This is a genomic window from Agrobacterium tumefaciens, from assembly GCF_017726655.1.
Lineage (GTDB): Bacteria > Pseudomonadota > Alphaproteobacteria > Rhizobiales > Rhizobiaceae > Agrobacterium > Agrobacterium tumefaciens_B.
Genome location: NZ_CP072308.1, coordinates 2,881,246 through 2,899,681, shown reverse-complemented (window position 1 = coordinate 2,899,681; position 18,436 = coordinate 2,881,246). Strand labels below are relative to the sequence as shown.

General features: G+C 58.6%; 15 protein-coding genes. 8 read left to right on the top strand and 7 right to left on the bottom strand.

The genetic code is table 11. The features are described 5' to 3' along the window. Positions 1 to 13: 13 nt before the first annotated feature. The 5 genes from AT6N2_RS14125 to AT6N2_RS14105 form a co-directional block, all read right to left on the bottom strand. The gene (locus tag AT6N2_RS14125) at positions 14 to 430 is read right to left on the bottom strand and encodes a type II toxin-antitoxin system VapC family toxin (protein ID WP_209087529.1); all 417 of its coding nucleotides are present in this window, start codon (positions 428 to 430) and stop codon (positions 14 to 16) included. Next, a complete protein-coding gene (locus AT6N2_RS14120) occupies positions 423 to 845 on the bottom strand; it encodes a helix-turn-helix domain-containing protein (protein ID WP_209087527.1) in 423 nt (140 codons plus the stop codon). The genes AT6N2_RS14125 and AT6N2_RS14120 overlap by 8 nt, the downstream gene beginning before the upstream one ends. Before the next feature lie 68 nt (positions 846 to 913). Beyond that, entirely contained in the window at positions 914 to 2,281 is a 1,368-nt protein-coding gene (locus AT6N2_RS14115; protein WP_209087525.1) for a glutamine synthetase family protein, read from the bottom strand. A 64-nt stretch (positions 2,282 to 2,345) separates the two neighbouring features. After that, positions 2,346 to 3,860 carry an amino acid permease gene (locus AT6N2_RS14110; protein ID WP_063950615.1) on the bottom strand — a complete coding sequence of 505 codons (1,515 nt, stop codon included), beginning with the start codon at positions 3,858 to 3,860 and terminating at the stop codon, positions 2,346 to 2,348. A 221-nt stretch (positions 3,861 to 4,081) separates the two neighbouring features. Continuing rightward, on the bottom strand, positions 4,082 to 4,855 hold the full coding sequence (locus AT6N2_RS14105; protein ID WP_209087523.1) for an N-formylglutamate amidohydrolase: 774 nt from the start codon (positions 4,853 to 4,855) through the stop codon (positions 4,082 to 4,084). A gap of 176 nt (positions 4,856 to 5,031) precedes the next feature. Between AT6N2_RS14105 and AT6N2_RS14100 the strand changes: the two genes are divergently transcribed. The 6 genes from AT6N2_RS14100 to AT6N2_RS14075 all read left to right on the top strand — a co-directional run bounded on the left by AT6N2_RS14100 (position 5,032) and on the right by AT6N2_RS14075 (position 11,259). Continuing rightward, entirely contained in the window at positions 5,032 to 5,910 is an 879-nt protein-coding gene (locus tag AT6N2_RS14100; RefSeq protein WP_063950617.1) for a MurR/RpiR family transcriptional regulator, read from the top strand. 289 nt (positions 5,911 to 6,199) lie between these two features. After that, positions 6,200 to 7,306 (top strand): ABC transporter substrate-binding protein, encoded by a 1,107-nt coding sequence (locus tag AT6N2_RS14095; protein WP_209087521.1) that lies wholly within the window; start codon positions 6,200 to 6,202, stop codon positions 7,304 to 7,306. Positions 7,307 to 7,406: 100 nt separating this feature from the next. Continuing rightward, positions 7,407 to 8,291 carry an ABC transporter permease gene (locus AT6N2_RS14090; protein ID WP_063950619.1) on the top strand — a complete coding sequence of 295 codons (885 nt, stop codon included), beginning with the start codon at positions 7,407 to 7,409 and terminating at the stop codon, positions 8,289 to 8,291. Then, positions 8,288 to 9,070 (top strand): ABC transporter permease, encoded by a 783-nt coding sequence (locus AT6N2_RS14085; RefSeq protein WP_063950620.1) that lies wholly within the window; start codon positions 8,288 to 8,290, stop codon positions 9,068 to 9,070. The genes AT6N2_RS14090 and AT6N2_RS14085 overlap by 4 nt, the downstream gene beginning before the upstream one ends. 13 nt (positions 9,071 to 9,083) lie before the next feature. Further along, complete coding sequence (locus AT6N2_RS14080; RefSeq protein WP_209087519.1) at positions 9,084 to 10,142, top strand: ABC transporter ATP-binding protein; 1,059 nt, start codon at positions 9,084 to 9,086, stop codon at positions 10,140 to 10,142. 73 nt (positions 10,143 to 10,215) lie between these two features. Further along, on the top strand, positions 10,216 to 11,259 hold the full coding sequence (locus AT6N2_RS14075) for a zinc-dependent alcohol dehydrogenase family protein (RefSeq protein WP_209087517.1): 1,044 nt from the start codon (positions 10,216 to 10,218) through the stop codon (positions 11,257 to 11,259). Between the two features lie 14 nt (positions 11,260 to 11,273). Here the strand turns inward: AT6N2_RS14075 and AT6N2_RS14070 are convergent, their stop codons facing one another. Continuing rightward, positions 11,274 to 11,930, bottom strand: coding sequence for a hypothetical protein (locus AT6N2_RS14070; protein ID WP_209087515.1), 657 nt, complete (start codon positions 11,928 to 11,930; stop codon positions 11,274 to 11,276). 319 nt (positions 11,931 to 12,249) lie between these two features. On the opposite strand from AT6N2_RS14070, the gene AT6N2_RS14065 reads away from it, so the two are divergent. Beyond that, a complete protein-coding gene (locus AT6N2_RS14065; RefSeq protein ID WP_209089728.1) occupies positions 12,250 to 13,026 on the top strand; it encodes an AAA family ATPase in 777 nt (258 codons plus the stop codon). 78 nt (positions 13,027 to 13,104) lie between these two features. Next, a complete protein-coding gene (locus tag AT6N2_RS14060) occupies positions 13,105 to 14,436 on the top strand; it encodes an MFS transporter (RefSeq protein WP_063950624.1) in 1,332 nt (443 codons plus the stop codon). Between the two features lie 65 nt (positions 14,437 to 14,501). On the opposite strand, the gene metH is transcribed toward AT6N2_RS14060, so the two are convergent. Beyond that, positions 14,502 to 18,275, bottom strand: a complete 3,774-nt coding sequence (gene metH / locus AT6N2_RS14055; protein WP_209087513.1) for a methionine synthase — start codon at positions 18,273 to 18,275, stop codon at positions 14,502 to 14,504. Positions 18,276 to 18,436: the final 161 nt, after the last annotated feature.

The following is an 18,436-nucleotide window of genomic DNA, read 5'->3' as shown; positions in this document are numbered from 1 at the left end:
AGTAACTCCGGTTCTAACAGGCTAAAGTCTTCACGTGGCCGGCTTCGCCATAGGCCAGGATGACGCGGTCGCGTGTGATGATGGTGAGGTCGTGTTCTCGCGCCGTCGTAATCAAAATACGATCGATCGGGTCTTTATGAGCAAGCTGAGGAAGAAAACAGGATGCGATAAAAATATCCGCAGTCACCGGCTGCTCGATGACTTCGGCCTCCCTTTTAAAATCGTCGTACCAACGCTGGGGACTTTTGGTCTCACTGAGGCGTCCCTTCGCAACCAGCATACCCATCTCCCATGCGGTGACGGCAGAGACGCAAACAGGATTGCCCGCCTGATAGGACTGGTTCAAGACATTGACCGCCTCGTCCGAAACAGGCTCACCCTGTGACATCCAGATCACCGCACATGTATCGAGAAGGATGCCGTCACTCATTGTAGAGCTTTTCTCCCCATTCAAAATCTACGGGTTCGGTGAGGTCCACATCTGGCATGACAGTAATAGTGCCTTTCATACAACCGAAAATCGGATGTCGACGTTCCGCCGCACCGACGTTACGCACGTCGCGACCTTGTCCTCGGGACGAAGCAGGCCCGGCATAGGTCGCCTGGCTGTTTTCGGAAAAACCGGCGGCACCACCCCGACGATGAAGAGCGACGTCGCCGACGGGAACGTCGAGATATTCGGCAATCCGGTCTTGCTCCTCCACGCTCATATTCCGTTCCCCATTTAACATGCGTGTCACCGCGCTTCGGTCCAGCCTCAGGAAGCGAGCCAAGTCAGCTTGACTCCCGCCCCTTTTCTTTAACTGTTGCGAAAACCACGCCTTATCAATCCGATCATTAATCATTGTCGCGCCTCCATTGAGGTAATAGCAACAATATCCTCTAAAATTGAGATTTCAACAACGCCATGATCTCACGCTCGTTCGAAACCGCGCGCCACTTCCCAGTCGGTCACGCGGCGGTCGTATTCTTCCTGTTCCCACCGTCCGGCATGGACGTAATGATCGATCACATCGTCGCCGAATGCGTCGCGCAACATTGTCGATCCGTCCAAAAAGGCGGTGGCGTCACGCAATGTCTTGGGTATCTCGCGCACGTCCTTGCCGCCATAGGCGTCACCGACAAAAGCGGGCTCAAGTTCGAGTTTATTTTCGATGCCGTCAATGCCCGCCGCAAGAAGGGCGGCCATGGCGAGATAGGGATTGAGATCGGAGCCACCGACACGGCACTCGATGCGGATGCCCTTTGTGCCCTCCCCGCACAGACGATATCCCGCCGTGCGGTTGTCGAGGCTCCAGATCGCCTTGGTCGGCGCAAACGTGCCGGCCATGAACCGCTTGTAGGAATTGATGTAGGGTGCCAGAAAATAGGTGATCTCGCTGGCATGGGCCAGAAGCCCGGCAACATAATGCCGCATCAGCTGCGACATGCCATGCTCGGCGTTCTTGTCCAGAAACGCCGGGGTCTTGCCGTCGAGGCTCCACAGCGACTGGTGGATGTGGGAAGAACTGCCGGCGGCATTGTAGTTCCACTTGGCGAGGAACGTCACCGCCTTACCCTTCGACCAGGCGATCTCTTTGGTGGCATTCTTGATGATGGCGTGCCGGTCGGCCATGGTCAGCGCCTCGGCATAACGCACGTTGATTTCCGCCTGACCGGGAGACGCCTCGCCCTTGGAATTTTCAACGGGAATGCCGGCGCCCTGCAAGCCCTTGCGCAGCGTGCGCATGACGTCCTCTTCCTTGGTCGTCTGGAAGATATGGTAGTCCTCATTATAGCCGCTAGCAAGGTTCAGACCCTTGTAACCATTGGCGCGCGCCGCATCGAAGGTCTGGTCGAACAGGAAGAACTCCAGCTCGGTCGCCATAAAAGCTTTCAGTCCCATGGCCTCCAGCCGCGCCACCTGCTTCTTGAGCATCGCGCGCGGGGAATGCGGCACCTCCTCGTGTGTGTGATGATCGAGCACGTCGCAGAGCACCAGCGCCGTGCCTTCCAGCCACGGCACACGCCGCAGCGTCGAAAGGTCCGGCTTCAGCACATAATCGCCGTAACCCTTTTCCCAGCTGGAGGACTTGTACCCAGGAACGGTTTCCATCTCCATGTCGGTGGCAAGCACGTAGTTGCAGCTATGGGTTTCCTCATAGGCACTTTCGACGAAGAATTCGGCCTGGAACCGCTTGCCCATCAGACGCCCCTGCATGTCCACAAGGCAGGCCAGAACCGTGTCGATGCGGCCCTCGGCGACATCCATCTTAAGCGCGTCGAATGTGTAGCTCGTCATATTGTCCGTTCCCTTTATTGTCGTGACCGGGCGGCCGGGATCCGGCCGCCCGTGTTTGTGAGCATCAGGCTTTTGCAGCTGCCGCGGCCATAGCCGCCTGCTTATGCTCCAGCGCGAATTCCTCTTCCGGCGACAGGATGAGGCGATGGCGCCCGATGAAGGCGAAATAGGCGATCGCCACGGCAAACCAGACCGCTACCCACAGCACGCCCTTGCTGAAGTTCGGATCCTGGATCTGGTAAAGCAGTGTAACGATGGCGATGATAACAGTCAGCACCGCACCCGGAATGCCGAAGGGCGAGCGGAACGGCCGCTCTATATGCGGCAGGTTTTTCCGGAGCAGGATGAAGGAAATCGCCTGCAGGATATAGGAGAACATCGCGCCAAACACGGCCATGTTCAGAAGCACGCTGCCGATGATGCTGCCGCCCTGTTCCGCGCCCAGTGCGAACCAGATGACCAGCATGACTGCAAGACCAACGAGAGCGCCGGCGATATTGGCCACGAAGGGAGTGCGGTATTTCGAGTGGGTGATGGAAAGCACGGTCGGGAAGTACCCGGCCCGCGATAGCGAATAGATCTGCCGGCCCTGCGCATAAAGGATCGTATGGAAGCTCGCGATCAGGCCGGTGAGCGCGACGATGCCAAGCAGCACCACGCCGCCATCGCCGTAAATCGCCTTGAAGCCATCCAGCAGCGGCTCAAGCGAGGAGCTGAGATGGAAGGCGCCGACGCCCGGCAGGGACGGATTGAGCAGCACGATCATGAAGGCCGAAACCATCAGAGTAATCACGCCGAGGATGATGCCCTTCGGCATATCGCGCTTCGGATCGACGGATTCCTCGGCCGCCAGCGGCAATTGTTCGATGGCGAGGAACAGCCAGACCGCAAAGGGCAGCGTGGCGAGAACGCCCGAAAAACCGAAGGGGAAGAAGGATCCGCCGCCCTCCGGCAACTCCACCGCCTTGCCATCCGGGCCGACGCCGATGTTCAGCGCATATCGGGAGAAATCCATGTTCGGAATGGCGCTGATCCAGAAGAACACCAGAACGCCGAGCGAAATCAGCGTGATGACCAGCGTCACCTTGAAGGAAAGCTCCAGCCCGAAAACGTTGAGAGCAAGGAAGATCACATAGAAACCTATCCACACAAAGGGTGAATAGGCAGGATCGAGCCCCAGAATGGAGTTCATATAAGCCGTGATGAACGTGACGATGACCGCCGGCGTCAGCACATATTCGACATTCTCGCAAAGTCCGGTAATGAAGCCGCCCCATGGCCCCATGGCCGTGCGGGCGAAGGAATAGGCTGCACCCGTATGCGGCAGCGCCGGGCTCATTTCAGCGATCGAAAATGTCAGCCCGATATACATGACGGCGATGATGATGCCCGCCACCAGCATGCCGCCCCAGCCGCCGGTGGAAAAGCCAAAATTCCATCCAGAAAAATGCCCTGAGATGACCGCTCCGACGCCAAGCGCCCAGAGCGACCAAACGCCCGCATAACGGGATAGTCCGCGTTTTTCGAAATAGGATGCATCAGCCTTCTTGTAGCTGACGCCTGATGATGAACTGTCCATGCCCTTCTCTCCTGATAAGAAAAAAACAAGCCAGTCAGCCAGGATTGGCCGATTGTGCCCCAGTCTTCGACGCCGTCAGGGAATTCCCGGATCGCGCCGCACGCATCTGCTGTTCCCGTGCCGCTTCTTTTCCCGGCTTCTTTGACCGGATTGATCGGATGGCGGCAGTCTCCTTTTGATGGCAGGCCCCGATGTGTTCACCGTCGGCCGCCCCTGCTCCCTCACTCGTCTATCGATGCGAGTGCTTTCCCCATAAGCTCGTAAAGAAAAGCGGCGATCTCCGCCTGCTCTCCCCCATCAGTGATAAGATCGTTGCGGATTTCGATCATGACGTTCAAAAGCCCGTTAGGCAGCGCATGCAGCCGCAGCGTGTGGGTCACACCGTCTTCCGGTCCGTATGGATCGTTGCGATTGACGGTGAGCGATGCCCCCTCGGAACCGGCCAGCATCGCGTCCGCAAGCCGGCTGTCGCTATCGTGCAGGATGCCGATCTCCACCTCGCGGAACTGACCATGATAAACCGGCGTGAAACTATGGATCGTCACCACCACCACCTTGCGGCCGGCAGCCTGCCGCGAGGCGATGATCTCGCTCACCTGATCATGAAACGGCACGTAAAGCGCCGAGGTGCGGGCAAAACGCTCCGCTTCATCGAGATCGAAATTGCCGGGAATATCGTAAATCTCGCTCTTCACCGGCATGGCGGAAGGCGATTCGGGCGGGCGGTTGCAATCATAGACGAGACGCGAAAAGCGTTGATAAACCAGCGTCGCATCGAATTTCTGCGATAGCAGCCGGGCAACGGCAAGAGCACCGGGATCCCATGCGGCATGGCTGGAAAGCACATCGGGCGAAAGACCTAACGTGCCGTATTTCTGTGGAATGGCGGCAGAGGCATGCTCGCAGACGAGAAGGATATCACCTTTGCCCTCAGCGTTCTCGACGCCGACGGCCTGCCCTTCCGCTTCTGTGAAAAACCGTGACCGCAGCGACATGCACGCACCCCACCCGGAACCCCCGCGTTCCGTTAACGCCGAAAAGAATTCTTCACATTGCAGCCAGTGTCAAATGGAATTTTGAAATTTTCTCTTCATTTTTCCCATTGACTCGGCAGCGCGCACAGATGTTTATTTTAGCAATCACACCGGCAGAAGACCGGAAGGGGAAAAGTTTGCGCAGCACGACGGCGACCGTCTCGGATGTCATTCATGCCCATTACGACGCGTTGACCCGTTCGGAAAAACGGTTGGCGGAGAGCCTGCTCGGCAACTATCCCATGTCCGGTCTCGGCAGCATCACCACCATCGCTGAAAATGCAGGCGTTTCCACGCCGACAGTGGCGCGCATGGTTCAAAAGCTGGGCTACAGGGGCTACCCCGAGTTTCAGGCGCACTTACATCAGGAACTGGAAGCGACGATCTCCGGCCCCGTCGCCAAACATGACCGCTGGGCAACCAATGCGCCCGGCCTGCACATTCTCAACCGCTTCGCCGACGCCATTACCGGCAATCTGCGCGATACGCTTGGTGATCTCGACACCGCCGTCTTCGACAATGCCGCAGCACTTTTGTCAGACCGCAAGCGCAGCATCTATTTCGTCGGCGGTCGTATTACCGGTGCGATTGCCGAATATTTCTTCACCCACATGCAGGTGATCCGGCCGAAGACGGCTCTGATGTCGTCCAATTCCAGCGCCTGGCCGCAATATATGCTGAACATGAGCGCTGGTGACGTGCTCGTCATCTTCGACATTCGCCGCTACGAGCACGATATGACCACGCTTGCCGAGGTGGCGAAGGCAAATGGGGTGCAGATCATCCTCTTTACAGACCAGTGGACATCGCCGGTGGCGCGCCATGCACTGCATATTTTCCGGGTGAAGATCGAGGCCCCGTCCGCGTGGGATTCGTCTGTCGTAACCCTGTTCGTCGTCGAGGCGCTGATCGAAGCGGTGCAGAGCGGGACATGGGATGAAACCAAGGAACGCATGAACGCACTGGAGGGCCTGTTTGAACAGACACGCCTTTTCCGGCGTCCGGACAGAACGTGAATATGCGTAGCCGGCATACGACTTGACGCCGATGCTGCTCGCTGATTGGATACCTGCTATCGCTACCAGCACGATAAAGCAGGGGAAAAACCAAGCTGGGGAACACATCTGGTCTAACGGACGAGAACGGACAACTCCCGCAATTGCAGGCTAGAAAGCCTGATAATGGCGGAAAACAGGCTTAAAGTGGCGGAATCCGGATAAATAAGTTGCAATCCAGCCGTCACATTAGCTTCATCGAGACTCCGTATCAGCGTCCGCAATATGAGAACACGAAGAGGAGAAAAAAGTGATCTCTCACTGCCGCCGACTGCTTGCTACAACCACCGCGCTGGTCATTGCATCCACCGCCATTGCTGCCGCTGAACCGAGCGCCGAACTGATCGCCGCTGCCAAGAAGGAAGGCATGCTCACAACGATCGCGCTGCCGCACGACTGGTGCGGTTATGGCGACGTCATCGCTTCCTTCAAGGCAAAGTACCCGGAGATCACCGTCAACGAACTGAACCCGGACGCCGGCTCTGCCGACGAAGTGGAAGCAGTGAAGGCGAACAAGGACAATAAGGGTCCGCAGGCGCCTGACGTCATCGACGTGGGTCTCGCTTTCGGCCCGCAGATGAAGGCCGAAGGCCTGCTGCAGCCTTACAAGGTTTCCACCTGGGACGAAATTCCTGACAACGTCAAGGATCCCGAAGGTTACTGGTACGGCGACTATTACGGCGTCATGTCCTTCTTCGTGAACAAGGATCTGGTCAAGGAAACGCCGAAGGACTGGGCAGACCTTCTGAAGGCTGACTATTCCGGCCAGGTCGCACTTGCGGGTGACCCGCGCGCCTCCAACCAGGCGATTCTCGGTGTTCTCGCCGCCGGTCTCGCAACCGGTGCGAAATCCGGTAAGGAAGCCGGTGAAGCGGGCCTGAAATACTTCGCCGATCTCAACAAGGCGGGCAACTTCCTGCCGACCATCGGCAAGGCCGGCACGCTCGCACAGGGCGCAACGCCGATCATCGTTGCCTGGGACTATAACGCGCTTTCCTGGAGGAAGACGCTGAACGACAACCCGCCGACAGAAGTCGTTGTTCCCGAGAAGGGCGTTCTCGCTGGTGTCTACGTTCAGGGCATCTCCGCTTACGCACCGCATCCGAACGCTGCAAAGCTGTGGATGGAACACCTCTATTCGGACGACGGCCAGCTTGGCTGGCTGAAGGGTTATTGCCACCCGATCCGCTTCAACGCGATGGTCAAGGCCGGCAAGGTTCCGCAGGAACTCATCGACAGCCTGCCGCCGGCAGCTGCCTACGAAAAGGCAATCTTCCCGACACTCGAGGAAGTTGATGCCAACAAGGCTGCCGTGACCGGCGGCTGGGACAGCGTCGTTGGCGCAAACGTGAAGTAACTGTTGAAAACGCACCCCGGACCCTCGAAGTCCGGGGTGCTTCTTTTATGATCTAGACCTTCATAGACAGACCGTTTTAAAACGGCGTTTGGGGACAAGGATGCCATCAACCAACACCGCCGGACCATCCGACGCGGGCAGAAAGCTGCCGCTGCATTGGATAGGCGTCGTACCTTTTGCCGTTTTTGTGCTGCTGTTTCTGATCATGCCGACGATGAAGATCGTCATTGGCGCATTTCAGCGGACAGACGGCACTTTCACGCTGGAAAACATCCAGGGACTTTTTACCGCCTCCATCCTTTCGGCCTACTGGATCTCGATAAAGATCAGTCTCGCCTCTGCCGCACTCGGTTGTCTGATCGGCTTTGCCGTGGCCGCAGCCGTGGTGCTCGGCGGTCTGCCGCAGCGCATTCGCGGCCCACTTCTCACTTTTTCCGGCGTCGCCTCGCAATTTGCCGGCGTGCCGCTTGCCTTTGCGTTCATCGCAACGCTCGGCCCGGTCGGTCTGCTGACAGTCTTTCTGAAGACGCAGGTCGGCATTGACCTGAGGCTCCTTGGCTTCAACATCCTGTCTTTCTGGGGCCTGACGGTCACCTATCTGTTCTTCCAGATTCCGCTGATGATCCTCATCATCACCCCGGCGCTTGACGGCCTGAAACGCGAATGGCGCGAGGCTGCGGAAATTCTCGGCGCGACCGGTTTTCAATATTGGCGCATGGTGGCCTTCCCGATCCTGCTGCCCTCGCTGCTCGGAACCATGTCGCTGCTTTTCGCCAACGCCTTCGGCGCCGTCGCGACCGCTATCGCGCTGACCGGCTCCTCTCTCAATATCGTGCCGATCCTGCTTTTTGCGCAGATCCGCGGCGACGTTCTTGGCAATCCGCATCTCGGTTACGCGCTCGCCTTCGGCATGATCGTCGTGACCGGCATCGCCAACGCACTTTATATCTGGCTGCGCGCCCGCAGCGAAAGGTGGCTGAAATGAAGCGTTTCTTCGCCTGGGGCGCGCTGATTTTCGGCCTGCTCTATTTCGCCCTGCCGCTGATCGGCATGACCAATTTCTCCCTGAAGATGCGGCGCGGCGAATATTCCTTCGACGCCTATGCAAGGGTGCTGACCGATCCACGCTTTCAGGAAACCTTCAGCTATTCCGTCGTGATGGCGCTTTTCACCATCGTTTTCGGTGTTCTGCTTGTTGTGCCAACCGCCTATTGGGTGCGCCTGAAACTGCCGGGCCTGCGCCCCTATATCGAATTCATCACGCTTCTGCCGTTGGTCATCCCCGCCATCGTCATCGTCTTCGGTTATATCAGGCTTTACAATACCTCGAGCTGGCTGCCGCTGACGGGAACAAGCTTCGGCACCAACCTGCTGTTGATGTTCGGTTACGCCACGCTTGCCCTGCCCTATATGTACCGCGCCGTCGATACCGGTCTTCGAACCATCGACGTGGCCACACTAACCGAAGCGGCGCAGAGCCTCGGCGCGGGATGGACCACCATCCTGTCGCGCATCATCCTGCCCAATGTCCTGGTCGCCGTGCTGTCGGGCGCATTTCTGACCTTCGCCATCGTCATCGGTGAATTCACCATGGCGGCCCTTTTGAACCGCCCGGCCTTCGGCCCCTACATGCAGCTGCTCGGCGCCAACCGCGCTTATGAACCGGCAGCACTTGCCGTGATTTCGTTTGGCATCACCTGGGGTTGCCTCGGTCTCATCCAACTCGTTTCCCGTTATCAGAAGGGCGCGCCTCCCAAGGCCTGAGGACAAGATTTTCATGAGATTTTTGACACTTAGCAACATCAAGAAATCCTTCGGCTCCGTGCAGGTCGTGCATGATTTCAACATGGCCATCGAGAAGGGTGAGTTCGTCTCTTTCCTTGGACCATCGGGCTGCGGCAAGACAACCGTGCTGCGCATGATCGCCGGTTTTGAAACGCCGACCGGCGGCTCCATCGTCATCAATGGCAAGGACCAGACGGCGCTCAGACCGAACCAGCGCAACATCGGCATGGTTTTCCAGGCCTACGCCCTGTTTCCGAACATGAACGTCTTTGAAAACGTCGCCTTTGGCCTGAAAGTCGCCGGCAGGCCGAAAGCCGAGATCGAAGCCCGCGTGAAGGAAATGCTCCAGCTCATCCATCTGGAGCATCTGGCGGACCGTTACCCCTACCAGATGTCGGGCGGCCAGCAGCAGCGCGTGGCGCTTGCCCGCGCGCTCGCACCGAAACCGGAAGTGCTTCTGCTGGACGAACCGCTTTCTGCCCTCGACGCCAAGATCCGCGTGTCGCTGCGCGAAGAAATCCGCCAGATCCAGCAGAAGCTCGGCATCACCACCATTTTTGTGACCCACGATCAGGAAGAGGCGCTGTCGATTTCCGACCGCATCGTTGTCATGAACGGCGGCCGCGCCGACCAGATCGGCTCGCCTTTCGATATTTACAACAAGCCTGCCACCCGTTTCGTCGCCTCCTTCGTCGGTACGCTCAACCTTATCGACGCGATCGTCGTGGATGCCGCGGCGAACGTCATACGCGTCGGCGATCAGCAGATCACCCTGCCGCGACCGGTGGAAGCGGCCAATGGCGAAAAAATCACGCTGGCCTTGCGGCCGGAAGCCGGCGCGCTTGGCGCGGACGCCAAGGGTGATGTCGCGATATCAGGCATCGTCACCTCCAGTCAGTTCCTTGGCTCCGTCATCCGTACCCGTCTTGATCTCGGCGGGTCGACCCTGTCTTTCGACATGTTCAACGATCCCGGCACGGCGCCCCCGGCCGTTGGCGAGCAAGTAACGCTGAAATTTGCCGCCAACGATCTGATGGTGATCAAAGATTAAATCGCTTTCCTCTGTCGAGGGAAATCGTTAAAGCAGGCCTCATATCGATCGCGAATGAAGATATGAGGCTGCTATGCGCGCGTTATTCTATGAACATTTTGGCGAAACCCCTGTCGTTGCCTCTCTTCCCGATCCGGAGCCGACAGAAAACGGCGTTGTCATCGCCGTCAAGGCAACCGGTCTTTGCCGCAGCGACTGGCATGGCTGGATGGGCCACGACCCCGATATCCGCCTGCCGCACGTGCCCGGACACGAGTTCGCCGGTGTCATCGCCGCCGTCGGCAAAAACGTCAGCCGCTTCAAGACCGGCGACCGAGTCACCGTTCCCTTCGTTTCGGGCTGCGGGCATTGCCATGAGTGCCGGTCGGGAAACCAGCAGGTTTGCGAGGCGCAGTTCCAGCCTGGATTTACCCATTGGGGTTCTTTCGCTGAATATGTCGCCATCGACTTCGCCGATCAGAACCTCGTTCACCTCCCGGAGACAATGAGTTACGCCACCGCCGCCGGCCTCGGCTGCCGTTTTGCCACCTCTTTCCGGGCGGTGACGGATCAGGGCCGGTTGAAGGGTGGCGAGTGGCTGGCGGTTCACGGCTGCGGCGGCGTCGGCCTCTCCGCCATCATGATCGGCGCGGGTCTCGGCGCACAGGTCGTCGCCATCGACATCGCCGACGACAAGCTCGACATGGCCCGCCAGCTCGGCGCGACCGCAACGATCAATAGCCGCACCGTTGCCGATGTCGCCGAGGCCGTGCGCGACATCACCGGTGGCGGCGCGCATGTCTCGGTCGACGCGCTTGGCCATCCGCAGACTTGCTGCAATTCCATCAGCAACCTGCGCCGGCGTGGACGCCATGTGCAGGTGGGCCTGATGCTTGCCGACCATGCCATGCCAGCCATTCCCATGGCGCGCGTTATCGCCCATGAGCTCGAAATCTACGGCAGCCATGGCATGCAGGCATGGCGTTACGAGGACATGCTGGCCATGATCGAAAGCGGCAGGCTCGCGCCTGAAAAGCTGATCGGCCGCCATATCTCCTTGAGCGAGGCCGCAACGGCCCTGCCCGCCATGGACAGGTTTCAGGAAAGCGGCATCAGTATCATAGACCGCTTCGAATAGCGCTCAAGCCAGCCTCACGCGTTCCGCCGACCGAAAGCTCTGGCGGGGGTGCCGGTCCGGGCCGGTAACGGCTCTTCCGGTGCCGGACCACGATCCTTCAGACCGCGCGATACCGGCTCGGCAGGCGCGTCGCTCTGGTTTCGTTTCGCCAGCCGCGCCCTGCGAGCCTCAAGCGGCGCGAGCGGCTCCTCCTCATCCTGCGCCTTGCTGGCCTTGACAAAAGACGTTGTGGACAAGCGGCCAAGCCAACGCACGATCTGCATCGTCTTGTGAACCAGCACGAAGATGCCGACGACGACGACGGCGAGCACGATCGCAAGCGTCCAGGATGCGTTGTTGCCCCTTGCCGCCCGCTCCATGCGGTCCTTCGTCGTCGGATCGAATCCAAGCTTCGCTTTCAACCTGGCGATATCCGCATCGGTGAGTTTGCTGTACCACTCGCCACGATATAGAACGTAGCCGCTGTTCTTTTCGCTATTGAGATAACCGAGATCATAGGCCTCCCCGTTGCGGAGAAACGGCTCTGTGTCCGGCAGGTCGTAAACAAGATCGATCGTCTCGCCGCCGCCAAATGAGGGCAAGACAGAAAACCGGAACCGACCCGCCTCGGATTCACTTGCAAATATCGCAAAAAACAGAAATGCGACCGAAAAGAGTGCAAGATGCATCATTCACATCTCTCGAATATAAAATATGGATAACAATTAAACATTTTCCATTAATTTGGAGTTTATACTGTTTATATAAGTCTACATTTTATTTATATTAGAGAAAATCGACGAACAATACATGAAATATAGGATTTTATATTTTAGTAATTTAAATAAAATCAAAAATTCCAGAGCGTCATAACCGACCCCGGTTGGCGCAGCAGCCATTGGCGCAGCCGGCGCGCGACGATAGACTGCAATGAAGCGCAATCGATTTGCACCATCTCCTTGATCGTGCATCGGTGTGTGGCGATCGGAAAACTGGATGAAGGACCGCGACATGCTGTTTCTCGACAGCGTTACGATGAAGGAAATGCAGACTGACAGGAACGACTATCCCTTCTCCGTTCCGGCGCTGCGGCATCTGGAGCGTCTGGACTTCAAGACGCCGATCACCTTGTTCGCTGGCAATAACGGCTCAGGCAAGTCCACCTTGCTGGAGGGGTTGGCGGCAGGCATGACGTCCTATGCGATCGGTAATCACGGCCAGGTGGCGGGCGATCTTTACCTCCAGCACGCCGAAACGGTCGCAAAGGCGTTTTATTTCGCCCGCAAGAAATACCCGAAAATCCGCATGTTCCTGCGCGCTGAGGACGTGCTGGGCTACATTCGCCGCCAGAATGAGGAGGCGCTGGACGATTTTCGGTGGGAACGCGAGAAAGCTCTGAAAAAAGGCGAAGACTTCCCCGAAGAAACCCCGGAAACTTTTCGCAGGATTGTCCGCCACAATATTCTGGATTCGAGATCGCACGGTGAGGGATTTCTCGACATCCTCCACCGCCGGGTCCATGGCGCAGGCATCTATTTTCTCGACGAACCCGAGAGTCCGCTTTCCATGCAGAAGCAACTTGAACTGGCCGAACTGATCCGCAGCGCGGCCGACCATGGCGCGCAGCTGATCATCGCCACCCACTCACCTGTGCTGCTGGCCATTCCCGAAGCGACGATCTACTCCTTCGATGACGATGGAATTAGCGAGCGTCTGTACGATGAACTGGACAACATCAGCTTTCTGCGGCGTTTCCTCGACCGTCCGTCAAAATACCTGAGCGATTGAGCATCGATAAGGCTTGAAATCGCAGCGCGCATGTCGCATTCCCATAAGTAATACATAATTTAGAAGAGAAGCGGCGTCATGTCTCCCACCACCACCCCGGCAGCAGCCCGGCAACTCAACAGCCAGGATTACAAAACGCTAGGCCTTTCGGCACTGGGCGGTGCGCTCGAATTTTACGACTTCATCATTTTCGTATTCTTCGCGACCGTTATCGGACATCTGTTCTTTCCGCCTGAAATGCCGGACTGGCTGGTGATGATCCAGACTTTCGGCATCTTTGCCGCCGGTTATCTGGTCCGTCCGCTCGGCGGCATTGTGCTGGCGCATTATGGTGACCGGTATGGCCGAAAGCGCGTGTTCGCCTTCTCGATCCTCCTGATGGCGCTGTCGACTCTCGGCATGGCGCTGATGCCGACCTATGCCACCATCGGCGTGGCCGCTCCCATCCTGCTCATCATCCTGCGCATGCTGCAGGGTGCGGCCATCGGCGGTGAAGTACCGGGCGCCTGGACCTTCGTTGCCGAACATGTGCCTTTCCGCCGCGTCGGCCTTGCCTGCGGTTTCCTCACGTCCGGTCTTTCGTTCGGCATCATGCTGGGCTCACTGATCGCCTTTGCCATCAACTCGCTCTTCACACCGGAAGATGTGGCCGGTTACGCCTGGCGCATCCCTTTCCTGCTCGGCGGCGTCTTCGGCCTCATCGCGGTCTATCTGCGCCGCTGGCTTGAGGAAACGCCAATCTTCATGGAAATGAAAAAGTCCAAGTCGCTCACCGACAAGCTGCCGCTTGGCCTGGTGCTGAAGCATCATATGCGCGGCGTGATCATCTCCGCCCTGCTGACATGGGTTCTGTCGGCAGCCATCGTCGTCACCACGCTGATGACCGCCACCTTCCTGCAAAAGCTCTACGGCTATACGCCAACGCAGGCACTCGCCGGTACCAGTTTCGGCACGCTCTTCCTGATCTTCGGCGTCATCATCGCCGGCGCCCTGATCGACCGCGTCGGCTCGGGCATCTTCTTCATGGGCGCCAGCATCTTCTTCGGCGTCGCCACTTTCACCTTCTATAGCTATGCCGGAACCTCGCTTCAGACCATGTTCCTGCTCTACGGCGTCATGGGCCTTTCGGTCGGCATGGCGGGTGCGGTGCCCTATGTCATGGTCCGCGCCTTCCCGGCCTCGGTCCGCTTCTCCGGCCTCTCCTTCGCCTACAATGTCTCCTACGCGGTCTTCGGCGGGCTGACGCCGATTGGTGTAACAACGGCGCTTGCGATCAACCCGATGGCGCATGCCTGGTATCTGGTGTTCATCGCCATCCTCGCCTTCGCGCTCGGCGTATATCTCTATCTGCGCGGCAGCGAGATCGAAAGTCATGTCGGCATTGAAGAATTGGCGGCGTTGCGTTCGTAGGTTGACGTAAAAAAAAGCGCGGGCAGGCCCCGCGCATTTTTATTGAGGAGGCAATGCGTCGAGCCTCACGCCGCGCTGTCGATCTCTTCTGCCGCATTCGTCGGCACATAGTTTAGCACCGGGCCAAGCCAACGCTCCACCTCTTCCACCGGCATATCCTTGCGGCGCGCATAATCCAGAACCTGGTCGCGCTCCACCTTGGCAACGCCGAAGTAATAGCTTTCGGGATGGCCGACATAGATGCCCGACACGGAAGAACCCGGCCACATGGCATAGCTCTCCGTCAATTCCACACCCGCTGCATTGGTGGCGTCGAGCAGGGCGAACAGCGTCTTCTTTTCGGTGTGGTCGGGCTGGGCCGGATAGCCGGGCGCGGGGCGAATGCCCGCATAGGCTTCCGAGATCAGTTCGTCGCCATTGAAGTTTTCCTGCGGCGCGTAGCCCCAGAACTCCGTGCGCACCCGTTCATGCATGCGCTCGGCAAAAGCCTCGGCGAAACGGTCTGCCAGCGCCTTGACGAGGATGGACGAGTAGTCGTCATTCGCGCGCTCGAAACGCTCGGCAATCGCCACTTCCTCGATACCCGCCGTCACCACGAAGCCGCCGACATAATCGGCAACGCCGCTATCGGCAGGGGCGACGAAATCGGAAAGCGCTACATTCGGACGGCCGTCCCGCTTGGAAAGCTGCTGGCGCAACGTGAAGAAGGTCGCCAGTTCTTCTTTACGGCTTTCGTCCGTAAACAGCCTGATATCGTCGCCCACGGCATTGGCCGGCCAGAAGCCGATCACCGCGCGCGGCCGGAACCACTTCTCCTCGATAATCTTCGCAAGCATCGCCTGCGCATCGGCATAAAGCTGCCGCGCCGCCTCGCCCTGCTTCTCGTCATCGAGGATCGCCGGGAAACGGCCCTTTAACTCCCATGTCTGGAAGAAAGGCGTCCAGTCGATGTAACGCGAAAGCTCCTCGAGGTCATAGGTCTCGAACACCTTGGTGCCGAAGAACTGCGGCTTGACGGGCTCATAGCTAGACCAATCGATCTTATGCGCATTCTCCCGGGCGCGGGAAAGCGGCAGGCGCTCCTTCTCACGCTCGTTACGGGCATGAGCCTCCGCCACCTTGGCGTATTCGGCGCGGATGCCATCGATATAGGCAGGCTTCTGCTCATCGGAGAGAAGCGCGGAAACGACACCCACGGCGCGCGAGGCATCGGTGACGTAGATCGCTTGCCCTGCCTCGTAGCGCGGATGGATTTTCACCGCTGTATGCACACGGCTGGTGGTTGCGCCGCCGATCAGCAGCGGAATGTCGAAACCCTGCCGTTCCATTTCGGCGGCCACATGCACCATCTCGTCCAGCGACGGGGTGATGAGGCCGGAGAGGCCGATCACATCGACCTTTTCCGCAATGGCGGTCTCGAGGATCTTGGTCGCGGGCACCATCACGCCGAGGTCGATGATCTCGTAATTGTTGCAGGCGAGAACGACGCCGACAATGTTCTTGCCGATATCGTGCACGTCTCCCTTGACGGTCGCCATCAGCACCTTGCCGGCGGCCTTCTTCTCTTCGCCACCATTCAGGCGCTTTTCCTCTTCCATGTAGGGAAGCAGAACGGCGACCGCCTGTTTCATCACACGAGCGGATTTCACCACCTGCGGCAGGAACATCTTGCCCGAACCGAAGAGGTCACCCACCACGTTCATGCCGGCCATCAGCGGCCCTTCAATGACGTGCAGCGGACGCTCCGCTTTCTGGCGCGCCTCTTCCGTATCGGCCTCGATATAGTCGGTGATGCCGTTGACCAGCGCGTGCTCCAGCCTTTTCTCGACGGGAAGTTCACGCCAGGACAGGTCTTGAACTTTGGTATCCTTGGCGCCTGTGCCACGGAAACGCTCCGCGACCTCCAGCAGGCGTTCGGTCGCGTCATCGCGGCGGTTCAGCACCACGTCCTCGCAGGCCTCGCGCAGCTCCGGATCGATATTGTCGTAAACCGCAAGCTGACCGGCATTGACGATGCCCATATCCATGCCAACCTGGATGGCGTGGTAGAGGAACACGGCATGCATCGCCTCACGCACCGGTTCGTTGCCGCGGAAGGAGAAGGACAGATTGGAAACGCCACCGGAAATATGCGTAAGCGGCATGGTTTCGCGGATGGTCTTGGTGGCCTCGATGAAATCAACGCCGTAATTATTGTGCTCCTCAATACCGGTCGCGACAGCAAAGACGTTCGGATCGAAGATAATGTCCTCGGGCGCCAGGCCGGCTTTTTCGGTCAGCAGCTTGTAGGCACGCGCGCAGATTTCCACCTTCCGCTGATAGGTGTCCGCCTGCCCGACCTCGTCAAACGCCATGACGACAACCGCCGCACCGTAATTGTGGACGAGCCGCGCCTGCTGGAGAAACTTTTCCTCGCCTTCCTTCAGCGAAATCGAGTTTACGATTGACTTGCCCTGAACGCATTTCAGACCGGCCTCGATGATCTCGAACTTGGACGAGTCGATCATCACAGGCACGCGGGCGATATCAGGCTCGGCGGCGATGAGGTTCAGGAACTCAACCATCGCCTTTTCGGAATCGATCAGGCCTTCATCCATGTTGATGTCGATGATCTGCGCGCCGTTTTCCACCTGATCGCGGGCAACGGCCAGCGCCGCCGTATAGTCACCGGCGGTGATGAGCTTGCGGAACTTGGCCGAGCCGGTGACGTTGGTACGCTCGCCGACATTGACGAATGGAATGTCCTTGGTCAGCACGAAGGGCTCAAGGCCCGAAAGCGACATGAAGGGCTTGTGCTCGGGGATCGGGCGCGGCTTGTAATCCTTGACAGCTTCGGCGATCGCCCGGATGTGCTCTGGCGTCGAGCCACAGCAACCGCCAACGATGTTGACGAGGCCGTCGCGGGCAAAACCCTGCACCTGACGCGCCATCATCTCAGGCGTTTCGTCATATTGGCCGAACTCGTTCGGCAGGCCGGCATTGGGATAGGCGCAGACGAAGGTATCGGCGACATCGGACAATTCCTGCAGATGCGGACGCATGGCGTCGGCACCCAGCGCGCAGTTCAGGCCGATGGTGAAGGGGTTGGCGTGGCGCACCGAATTCCAGAAGGCAGACGGCGTCTGGCCGGACAGCGTGCGGCCGGAGAGATCGGTGATCGTGCCTGAGATCATGACCGGCAGGCGGATGCCTTTTGCCTCGAAACGCTCCTCGCAGGCAAAGATCGCCGCCTTGGCGTTCAGCGTATCGAAAATCGTCTCGATGAGGATGATGTCGGCACCACCGTCGATCAGGCCATCGATCTGCTCGCCATAGGCAATGCGCAGGTCGTCGAAACTGACGGCACGGTAACCGGGATTGTTGACGTCAGGGGAAATCGAGGCCGTGCGGTTGGTGGGGCCGATCGCGCCCGCCACGAAACGGCGGCGACCGTCTTCCCGCTCCGCGCGCTGGGCGGCGCGGCGCACGATCTGTGCGCCTTCGCGATTGAGATCGTAGACAGCATTTTCCATCTCGTAATCGGCCTGCGCAATGCGTGTGGACGAAAACGTGTTGGTTTCCAGAATATCAGCACCCGCCATGGCGTAGCGGTAATGGATGTCTTCGATGGCGTCCGGCTGGGTGAGGATCAGAAGATCGTTATTGCCCTGCTGGTGGCAGGCGCAGCCGATGAAGCGATCACCGCGAAAATGATCTTCGTCAAAACCGAGCCCCTGGATTTGCGTACCCATGGCGCCGTCGAGAATGAGGATGCGTTCGCTTGCAGCTTTGCGCAGCGCCTGGAAGATTTCCGCGCCGTCGCGCTTTGCCCCTACAGGGCCGAAAAGATCGTCTAACACCGGCACACTCCCCATTTCCGCTTCGCAAAACCACAAATCGTCAAGTCACATAAAGATATGTTTATGTCAATATATCTTCAAGGCAAAGGAATGTCTTTGCGCCCATGGGGCACGTTACGAAATATCGCTGCCAGATGACAGGCCTCTATGGCAAGGATATA

What these genes read in the sequence shown, in the direction of transcription:
- AT6N2_RS14125 (WP_209087529.1), bottom strand. Translation starts at nt 430, where the DNA reads ATGAGTGACGGCATCCTTCTCGATACATGTGCGGTGATCTGGATGTCA.
- AT6N2_RS14110 (WP_063950615.1), bottom strand. Translation starts at nt 3,860, where the DNA reads ATGGACAGTTCATCATCAGGCGTCAGCTACAAGAAGGCTGATGCATCC.
- AT6N2_RS14080 (WP_209087519.1), top strand. Translation starts at nt 9,084, where the DNA reads ATGAGATTTTTGACACTTAGCAACATCAAGAAATCCTTCGGCTCCGTG.
- AT6N2_RS14060 (WP_063950624.1), top strand. Translation starts at nt 13,105, where the DNA reads ATGTCTCCCACCACCACCCCGGCAGCAGCCCGGCAACTCAACAGCCAG.
- AT6N2_RS14120 (WP_209087527.1), bottom strand. Translation starts at nt 845, where the DNA reads ATGATTAATGATCGGATTGATAAGGCGTGGTTTTCGCAACAGTTAAAG.
- AT6N2_RS14075 (WP_209087517.1), top strand. Translation starts at nt 10,216, where the DNA reads ATGCGCGCGTTATTCTATGAACATTTTGGCGAAACCCCTGTCGTTGCC.
- AT6N2_RS14115 (WP_209087525.1), bottom strand. Translation starts at nt 2,281, where the DNA reads ATGACGAGCTACACATTCGACGCGCTTAAGATGGATGTCGCCGAGGGC.
- AT6N2_RS14085 (WP_063950620.1), top strand. Translation starts at nt 8,288, where the DNA reads ATGAAGCGTTTCTTCGCCTGGGGCGCGCTGATTTTCGGCCTGCTCTAT.
- AT6N2_RS14065 (WP_209089728.1), top strand. Translation starts at nt 12,250, where the DNA reads ATGCTGTTTCTCGACAGCGTTACGATGAAGGAAATGCAGACTGACAGG.
- AT6N2_RS14090 (WP_063950619.1), top strand. Translation starts at nt 7,407, where the DNA reads ATGCCATCAACCAACACCGCCGGACCATCCGACGCGGGCAGAAAGCTG.
- AT6N2_RS14070 (WP_209087515.1), bottom strand. Translation starts at nt 11,930, where the DNA reads ATGATGCATCTTGCACTCTTTTCGGTCGCATTTCTGTTTTTTGCGATA.
- AT6N2_RS14105 (WP_209087523.1), bottom strand. Translation starts at nt 4,855, where the DNA reads ATGTCGCTGCGGTCACGGTTTTTCACAGAAGCGGAAGGGCAGGCCGTC.